At 67.1% G+C, this 7,170-nt stretch carries 9 protein-coding genes; 5 read left to right on the forward strand and 4 right to left on the reverse strand.

Annotated elements, in window-relative coordinates; genetic code table 11:
* The first annotated feature begins 2 nt into the window (after positions 1 to 2).
* The 4 genes from RM190_RS17130 to RM190_RS17145 are packed head-to-tail and all read left to right on the forward strand — an operon-like array spanning position 3 to position 3,594.
* The gene (locus tag RM190_RS17130) at positions 3 to 1,694 is read left to right on the forward strand and encodes an acyl-CoA dehydrogenase (protein WP_311760683.1); all 1,692 of its coding nucleotides are present in this window, start codon (positions 3 to 5) and stop codon (positions 1,692 to 1,694) included.
* A complete protein-coding gene (locus RM190_RS17135) occupies positions 1,691 to 2,713 on the forward strand; it encodes an MBL fold metallo-hydrolase (protein ID WP_311760684.1) in 1,023 nt (340 codons plus the stop codon). Before RM190_RS17130 ends, RM190_RS17135 begins: the two co-directional genes overlap by 4 nt.
* A 25-nt stretch (positions 2,714 to 2,738) precedes the next feature.
* The gene (locus RM190_RS17140; protein WP_311760685.1) at positions 2,739 to 2,921 is read left to right on the forward strand and encodes an aa3-type cytochrome c oxidase subunit IV; all 183 of its coding nucleotides are present in this window, start codon (positions 2,739 to 2,741) and stop codon (positions 2,919 to 2,921) included.
* Positions 2,922 to 2,946: 25 nt separating this feature from the next.
* Positions 2,947 to 3,594 carry a hypothetical protein gene (locus RM190_RS17145; RefSeq protein WP_311760686.1) on the forward strand — a complete coding sequence of 216 codons (648 nt, stop codon included), beginning with the start codon at positions 2,947 to 2,949 and terminating at the stop codon, positions 3,592 to 3,594.
* Here RM190_RS17145 and RM190_RS17150 read toward each other — a convergent pair.
* Positions 3,579 to 3,908, reverse strand: a complete 330-nt coding sequence (locus RM190_RS17150) for an AzlD domain-containing protein (protein ID WP_311760687.1) — start codon at positions 3,906 to 3,908, stop codon at positions 3,579 to 3,581. The two genes, RM190_RS17145 and RM190_RS17150, sit on opposite strands and share 16 nt — an antisense overlap.
* A complete protein-coding gene (locus tag RM190_RS17155) occupies positions 3,905 to 4,699 on the reverse strand; it encodes an AzlC family ABC transporter permease (RefSeq protein ID WP_311760688.1) in 795 nt (264 codons plus the stop codon). The genes RM190_RS17150 and RM190_RS17155 overlap by 4 nt, the downstream gene beginning before the upstream one ends.
* Positions 4,700 to 4,740: 41 nt before the next feature.
* Between RM190_RS17155 and RM190_RS17160 the strand changes: the two genes are divergently transcribed.
* Complete coding sequence (locus RM190_RS17160; RefSeq protein ID WP_311760689.1) at positions 4,741 to 5,370, forward strand: GNAT family N-acetyltransferase; 630 nt, start codon at positions 4,741 to 4,743, stop codon at positions 5,368 to 5,370.
* Here the strand turns inward: RM190_RS17160 and RM190_RS17165 are convergent.
* Positions 5,367 to 6,326 carry a hypothetical protein gene (locus RM190_RS17165; protein ID WP_311760690.1) on the reverse strand — a complete coding sequence of 320 codons (960 nt, stop codon included), beginning with the start codon at positions 6,324 to 6,326 and terminating at the stop codon, positions 5,367 to 5,369. The genes RM190_RS17160 and RM190_RS17165 overlap by 4 nt on opposite strands.
* Before the next feature lie 15 nt (positions 6,327 to 6,341).
* On the reverse strand, positions 6,342 to 6,812 hold the full coding sequence (gene greA / locus RM190_RS17170) for a transcription elongation factor GreA (RefSeq protein WP_311760691.1): 471 nt from the start codon (positions 6,810 to 6,812) through the stop codon (positions 6,342 to 6,344).
* Between the last annotated feature and the right edge of the window lie 358 nt (positions 6,813 to 7,170).

Here is a 7,170-nt window from a genome sequence, read left to right on the forward strand (position 1 = left end):
TCATGGCATATACCGCTCCCGTCGAGCAGATCGCATTCATCCTGAACAAGGTGGTCGGACTGCCTGAAGTGGCTACGACCGAGCAGTTCGCGGAAGCCACGCCGGAAACCGTCGATGCCATCCTGACCGAGGCGGGCCGTCTGGCCACCGAGGTCATCGCCCCTGTGAACCGGCAGGGCGACCTGAGCCCCGCCCGGCTTGAAAACGGCGCCTTGCGCTCGAGCCCCGGTTTTGCCGAGGCATTCCGGGCCCTGGCCGAAGGCGGCTGGATCGGGCTTGCCTCCAGCCAGGACCATGGCGGTATGGGCCTGCCCCAGGCGCTGAACATGGCGGTGAACGAGATGGTCGCCTCGGCCTGTCTTGCGCTGCAACTGAACCCGCTGCTGACCCAGGGCCAGATCGAGGCGCTGGAGCATCATGGCAGCGACGAGCTGAAGGCCCTTTACCTGCCCAAACTGAACTCGGGCGAATGGTCCGGCACCATGAACCTGACCGAGCCGCAGGCCGGGTCCGACGTGGGCGCGCTGACCACGCGCGCAGAACGCGCCGACGACGGTACCTATCGCATCACCGGCCAGAAGATCTTCATCACCTGGGGCGATAGCGACGTCACCTCGAACGTCTGCCATCTGGTACTGGCGCGCCTGCCGGATGGCGGGGCAGGCACCCGCGGGATCAGCCTGTTCATGGTCCCGAAATTCATCCCCGACGAGAACGGCGATCCCGGCACGCCGAACGACCTGCGCGTCGTCAGCCTTGAACACAAGCTGGGCATCCACGGCAGCCCCACCTGCGTCATGAGCTTCGAGGGCGCCAAGGGCTGGATCGTCGGGGCCGAGCACAAGGGCATGGCCGCGATGTTCACGATGATGAACTGCGCCCGCCTTGGCGTCGGCGTCCAGGGTGTCGCCCAGGGCGAGGCCGCGTTGCAGCAGGCCGCCGCCTATGCGGCCGAGCGCATGCAGATGGGCCCGATCATCCGCCATCCCGATGTCCGCCGCATGCTGGCCGGTGCCCGCGCCGAGGTCTTTGCCGCGCGCGCCATCTGCCTGGCCTGCGCGGTCGCCATCGACATGGCCCGCGCGACCGGAAGCCAGGACTGGGCCGCGCGCGCCGCCTTCCTGACCCCTATCGCCAAGGCCTATGGCACCGATGTCGGGACCCGCGTCGCCGATACCGCAGTGCAGGTCCATGGCGGCATGGGCTATATCGAGGAAACGGGCATCGCCCAGTATCTGCGCGACGTGCGCATCACCTCGATCTACGAAGGCACAAACGGCATCCAGGCGATGGACCTTGTCGGACGCAAGCTTGCCGATGGCGGCAACGCGGCGATGTCGCTGCTGGACGAGATCCTGGATGGCGCCAAGGCCGCGCAGGCCACCCAGCCCGAGCTTGCCCATCAGGTCTGGCAATCCGCCGAAAGCCTGCGCGAGGCGACCCAGGAGCTGCTGGACCGCGATCTGGCCGAACGGTTCTCGGGCGCGGTGCCCTATCTTTCCGCCTTTGCCCGCGTGCTGGGTGCCTATTACCACATGCTGGCCGCGACCAAAGGCGGCAGCGTCACGCTGGCGCGGGTGCATGTCACGCGTATCCTGCCGCAATTCGCCGCCGATCTTGCCGCCGCCCGTGCCGGGCTTGCCGATCTCGAGGCGCTTGACGACGCGGTTTTCCTTGGGCACATGGCCGTGTGATCCACAACCTGACGCATATCCAGCCCGCCGAGGGCGAAGCGCTTGAAATCGCGCCGGGGGTTCTGTGGATGCAGATGCCCCTGCCCTTCAAGCCGGATTTCGTCAATGTCTATGCCCTGCGCGACGATGACGGCTGGACCGTCATAGACACCGGGATCGACACGCGCCGCGGGCGCGCGATCTGGCAGCGCCTGTTTCAGGGGCCGCTGGCTGGCGCGCCCGTCACGCGGCTGATCGCCACCCACCACCACCTGGACCATATGGGCCTTGCAGGCTGGTTCCAGTCGCAAGGGGCCGAGCTGTGGACCTCGCGCACGGCCTGGCTGATGGCGCGGATGAGCATTCTGGACGTCCAGGAGCGTCCGACGCCTCAGGCCATCGCCTTCTGGAAAAGCTCCGGGATGCCGCCCGAGATGATCGCCGAGCGGGCCGAGGAACGCCCCTTCAACATGGCCGATGCCAGCGCGCCCCTGCCGCCCGGCTTCCGCCGCCTGATCGAAGGGCAGGAGATCACCTTTGGCAACCGCCGCTGGATCATCCGCATGGGCGAAGGCCACGCGCCCGAACATGTGACCCTGTGGGCGCAGGACGACGATCTGGTGATCGGGGGGGACCAGCTTCTGGCCTCGATCTCGCCCAATCTCGGGGTCTATCCGACCGAGCCAGAGGCGGACACGGTCGGCGGCTGGATCCAATCCTGCCAGCGCCTGATGCCCCACGCCCGTCCTGAACAACTGGTACTGCCGGGCCACAAGCTGCCCTATCGCGGCCTGCCGACCCGTCTGCGGCAACTGGTCGAGAATCAGAACGCCGCGCTGGATCGGCTGGTCTCTGGCCTGACCGAAGGGCCGCGCACCATCGTCGGTTGTTTCGACCTGCTTTACCGCCGCGCCATCGGAAAACCCGAATTCGGCCTGGCCCTGGCCGAGGCCGTCGGCCACATCAACCACCTGCGCGCCACCGGCCGGGTGTGGCCCAGAGGCAAGACCCCCGAGGGTGCCACCCTTTGGGGGGCGTGACAGGCCACCGGCTTTACGCTATCCCTTGGCCGACATTTCGAACGAGGGGGAACAGATGGCGTCGCACCACGAGATCACCGAACACAAACACGGTGAAATGGACATCAGCGCACACCAAGCTACCTTTGCGGGCTTCATCAAGGCCGCAACCTGGGTTTGCGGCCTGTCGATTGCCGTGCTGGTCTTCATGGCGCTGACCAACGCCTGACCCCCTGCTTTCCCGGAGAATTAAGATGCAACGGCGTGCCTTTCTTGCGCTGACGCTGCCTGCTGTCCTTGCAGCTTGTGGCGCCGACAATATCATGGCCAGCGATGAAGAGGTGCGGCGGGCACGCTATGTCTCGGACGAGCCACCCTCAATCACGCTGCTGACCGTGATCGGCATCCCCAAGGGCGAAGGCGGGCATTCCGCGCTGATGATCAATGGCAGCCAGCGCGTCATCTTCGACCCGGCCGGCAGCTGGAGCCATCCCGCGATTCCCGAACGGCATGACGTGCTTTACGGGATCACCCCGAACTTCAAGAACTTCTACATCGATTACCACGCGCGCGAGACCTATTGGGTGGCCGAGGACACCGTCCCGGTCTCGCTTGCGGTGGCCGATGCCGCGATCCGTTCGGCCGAAGCGCAGGGCGCGACCAACAAAAGCTTCTGCGCCGTCGCGACCAGCCAGGTCCTGCGCCGCGTGCCGGGTTTCGAAGGCGCACCGGGCGGATTTGCGCCCTTGAAGCTGCGCAACTGGTTCCTGACGCTGCCGGGCGTGACCTCGAAAAAGCACATGGACGGCGACCCGGACAACAACCACAACGTGCTGCTGCGGCAAAAGAATGGCGTTGTCGTCGGCTATGGCGCCGACGGCCATCTTCACGCCCAGAGGTAAAGCATCCCGAACAGCGTCACCATCCCCGCAACAATCGCCAGAAGCATGTTGCGGGTGATGATGCCGGTTCCCAGTGTCACCGCCGCGGCGGTCAGGCGCGCGGGATCAGGCTGTCCGCCGGTCGCGGTGGGCCAGGCGACCAAGGGCGCGGCGATGGCGGGAAGCACCGCCACTGCAGTATAGCGCAGCGCCCGCGCCGCCCATTCCGGGATCGCCCGCCTGCCGATCACGCCCAGGAATGACCAGCGGATCAGATAGGTGCCCAGTCCAAGCGCCAGAATGACAAACCAGACCTTCAGATCGAAACCGGTCATGCCGCGCCCTCTGCTTTCTTGCGTTCAAGATGTCGTTCGACCAATGCCCCCATCGCCATCGCCAGGGGTGCGGCCAGCAGGATCCCCAGCCCCGAGGGAAGGGCGCTGAAGACCAGCGTCGCCACGATCGAGACGCCAGCCGCCGCCAGATGCGCGGGCGTGCGCAGCATCGGGGCCACCATCGCCAGGAAGGTGATCGGCAGCGCGAAATCCAGCGCCCAGCTTTCGGGAATCGCGCGCCCCAGCCGGAACCCCAGTGCGCTGGCGAAAACCCAAGGGATGCAGCAGCACAGCGCGGTGCCGAAGAAATAGGCCAGCCTTTGATCTAGCCGCAGCCTTGGATGGGCCTCGAACTGCTGGATCGACAGGGCATAGGTCTGGTCGATCAGCAAATAAGCCAGAAGCGCCCTTTGCCGCGGTTTCGCGTCACCCAGCCAGGGCACCAGCGATGCCGAATACATTGCCAGCCTCAGATTCACCGCCAAGGCGGACAGAATGACGATCACCGTCGGGGCATGGTCGCTGAGAAGCTGGACGGCGGTGAATTGCGACGCGCCCGCAAGCACCAAGACCGAGAAGCCAAGCACCTGCCCCATGTGCAGCCCCGACTCGGCCGCCAGCACGCCGAACAGCAGGCCAAAGGGCAGCAGCACCAGCAGGAAGGGCAGTGCCTGGATCGCACCATGCGTCACACATTGCGCCGCGCCGCGTGCCAGAACCCGGCGCTGTTCCGGCGTCAGGGCAGGTTCGGCCTCGGGCGCGGGCACCGGGGGGCTTTTGGAAGAGGTCATGGTGGATTTGGCTTCGACTTGCGCTATGGGTGGCGGGCAGATTGACCAAAGCCGGCGACCGGCGCAAGGGTGGGCAGGATTTGAACGCGATCGGAAGCCCCGCATTCTTCGTCCATCGCGGCGTGCCCTGCCACCTGCAGGGTGCGGCAGCCCGTCTTTACTGGCGCGGCTTCGGGCCTGCGCTGCAATTCCTGCCGACCCCGGCGCGCGCTGGCGCGGCACTTGTCACCGCGACGATGAACGGGGAACGCGCGCTGATCGCGCTGTCAGATGATGGAAATCTGGTCGGGATCGCAGGGTTGCGCGGTGCTGCCGGCGGGTTCCTGACCCCCGGCATCGGCGATTTCCGCGCGACCTTCGGACCCGTGCGCGGGCTTCTGCGCTATCTGTCCAGCCACCTGCATCGCGGAGGGGCGGAAACCCGCGACCTGATCCTGGACGGCGTCGCCGTTCGTCCTCCCTGGCGCGAGCGCGGCATCGCCCGCGCCCTGGTCCTGGCCGCGAAGGACGAAGCAAGACGCCTTGGCCATCCCGCCCTGCGCGTCGAGGTCGAGGCCCGCAACATCGCTGCCCTTGCGGCATGGACGGCGCTTGGCTTTCAGCCGCTGGATCGCCAGAACCTCGGCTGGCCCTGGCGTGCACGGGCGCATGTGTTGCGACTGCCGGTTTAGTCGTCCCGCCCGATTTCGGATCGCGTCACCCCGCCGCCCAGCATCCCGGTGGCCTGCGCCAACAGCAGAAAGGCCCGGCCCGAACGGACCTGCGCCAGCACGGCCAGCAGATCGCTGTCATCGCGCTGGACACGCTGCCCCAGAAGCCGGTCGAAATGGCGCAGGAAATGATGGGCGACATCGCGGAACACCTCGTCCCCGCGCAGCATCGCGGCAGCGGTATCTAGCGCGGCAGTGTCGTCGATGACCGCAAGATCGGCCACCTCCTCGCCCCGCAGCCCCTGCGCAAAACGGCGCCACAGGTCGGGATCGGTCTCGGGGATCAGCAGATCGTCCATATAGACGCCCTGCCCGGCCAGCAGCGTGACGACGTCCTGCGCCGCGCGGAGCAGCCGCGCCAGCACGGGATCGGCAAGCGCCAGATGCAGGCAGCGAATCGCCTCGCGGTCGTCGGGGCCGTCGGGAAAGTTCAGCGCCAGCGCAAGTTCGGCCGAGGTCAGCTCTGGCGCGTCCCTGGCGCCAAGCTCCAGCCCGGCCAGTTGCGGTTCGGCCGAGGGGGCGGGCGCGGAGGGGCGTCGCCGCGGCACCGGCGCGACGGGGCGCGGGGCGGGGCGTGCCAGATCGGGGCGTGGCAGTTCGGCCGGCACGGCGGGTTCGGGCACGGGCTGCATCTGTGCCAGCGCCGCGCGCAGATCCTCGGCCTCATTGCGCAGTCGCGCCAGGGCGCGGGCGGACCAGACGGCGAACCAGATCAGCGCAAGCGGCAGCAGGGTGCCGGTCAGCCACAGCATCCAGTTGGTGCCCGCATCATCACCGGGCGCGGCATGGTGTGCGGGTGCAATCCATGCCAGCACCAGCACCACGGCCAGCCACAGAACGCTGGCCACCGCCCCGACCAGAAGCGGCCGGTCGGGGCCGGGATTGCCGGACCGCCGCAGGGCGTCGAGCGCGGTCACGCGCCCCACCCCCGCTTAGATGTAGCGGATCGAGATGATCTCATAGGACTTGCCGCCACCGGGCGCGACGACTTCGACGCTGTCGCCCTCATCCTTGCCGATCAGCGCGCGCGCAAGCGGCGAGCGCAGGTTCAGGAGGCCGCGCTCCAGATCCGCCTCGGCCTCGCCCACGATCTGGAAGGTGCGCTCCTCTTCGCTGTCCTCGTCCAGAAGCGTCACCGTCGCGCCGAACTTGACGCTGCCGGACAGCTTCGAGGTGTCGATGACCTCGGCGCGCGAGATCAGGCCCTCAAGCTCCTTGATGCGCCCTTCCACGAAGCTCTGCTTCTCGCGCGCGGCATGGTATTCGGCGTTTTCCGACAGGTCGCCGTGTTCGCGCGCCTCTGCGATGGCGCGGATGACCGCTGGGCGCTGGACCCCGCGCAGTTCGCGCAATTCCGCGTCCAACTGGTCAAAGCCCGCGCGGGTCATTGGTATCTTTTCCATTCCGGTCCTTCCGGCCGCTGCGCGGCGGCACAAATCTGCGCGAAACAAGGTGTTGGAACGCCCCCGGCCATGGGCCGAGGGCGTTCAGCGATTTCGCCGCATCGTGGCGCGATTGTTTCATCGTTTCAAGCCCCGGCACAAGCAATCCGCGATCCTTTGCCCAGAACCTTCGGCGCCCCCTTGCGCGTCCGGGCCGCCGGGCCGGGCTTCTCGTCGCGTTAGCATTGCCCGATGGCAGGTTAGACGCTAGGTCTGGCCCCGATACGAAGAGCCAGGATGCTAGGGGGGCCCAGCGATGAGCGATACCGTCCGCGAGGCGATGGAATATGACGTTGTGATCGTTGGCGGTGGGCCTGCG

Origin of the sequence: Paracoccus broussonetiae, assembly GCF_031854425.1 — a bacterium.
GTDB classification, from domain to species: domain Bacteria; phylum Pseudomonadota; class Alphaproteobacteria; order Rhodobacterales; family Rhodobacteraceae; genus Paracoccus; species Paracoccus broussonetiae.

Excerpts from the sequence above, each read along its gene's own strand:
- RM190_RS17150 (WP_311760687.1), bottom strand. The coding sequence starts at position 3,908 with ATGACCGGTTTCGATCTGAAGGTCTGGTTTGTCATTCTGGCGCTTGGA.
- RM190_RS17130 (WP_311760683.1), top strand. The coding sequence starts at position 3 with ATGGCATATACCGCTCCCGTCGAGCAGATCGCATTCATCCTGAACAAG.
- RM190_RS17145 (WP_311760686.1), top strand. The coding sequence starts at position 2,947 with ATGCAACGGCGTGCCTTTCTTGCGCTGACGCTGCCTGCTGTCCTTGCA.
- RM190_RS17155 (WP_311760688.1), bottom strand. The coding sequence starts at position 4,699 with ATGACCTCTTCCAAAAGCCCCCCGGTGCCCGCGCCCGAGGCCGAACCT.
- greA (WP_311760691.1), bottom strand. The coding sequence starts at position 6,812 with ATGGAAAAGATACCAATGACCCGCGCGGGCTTTGACCAGTTGGACGCG.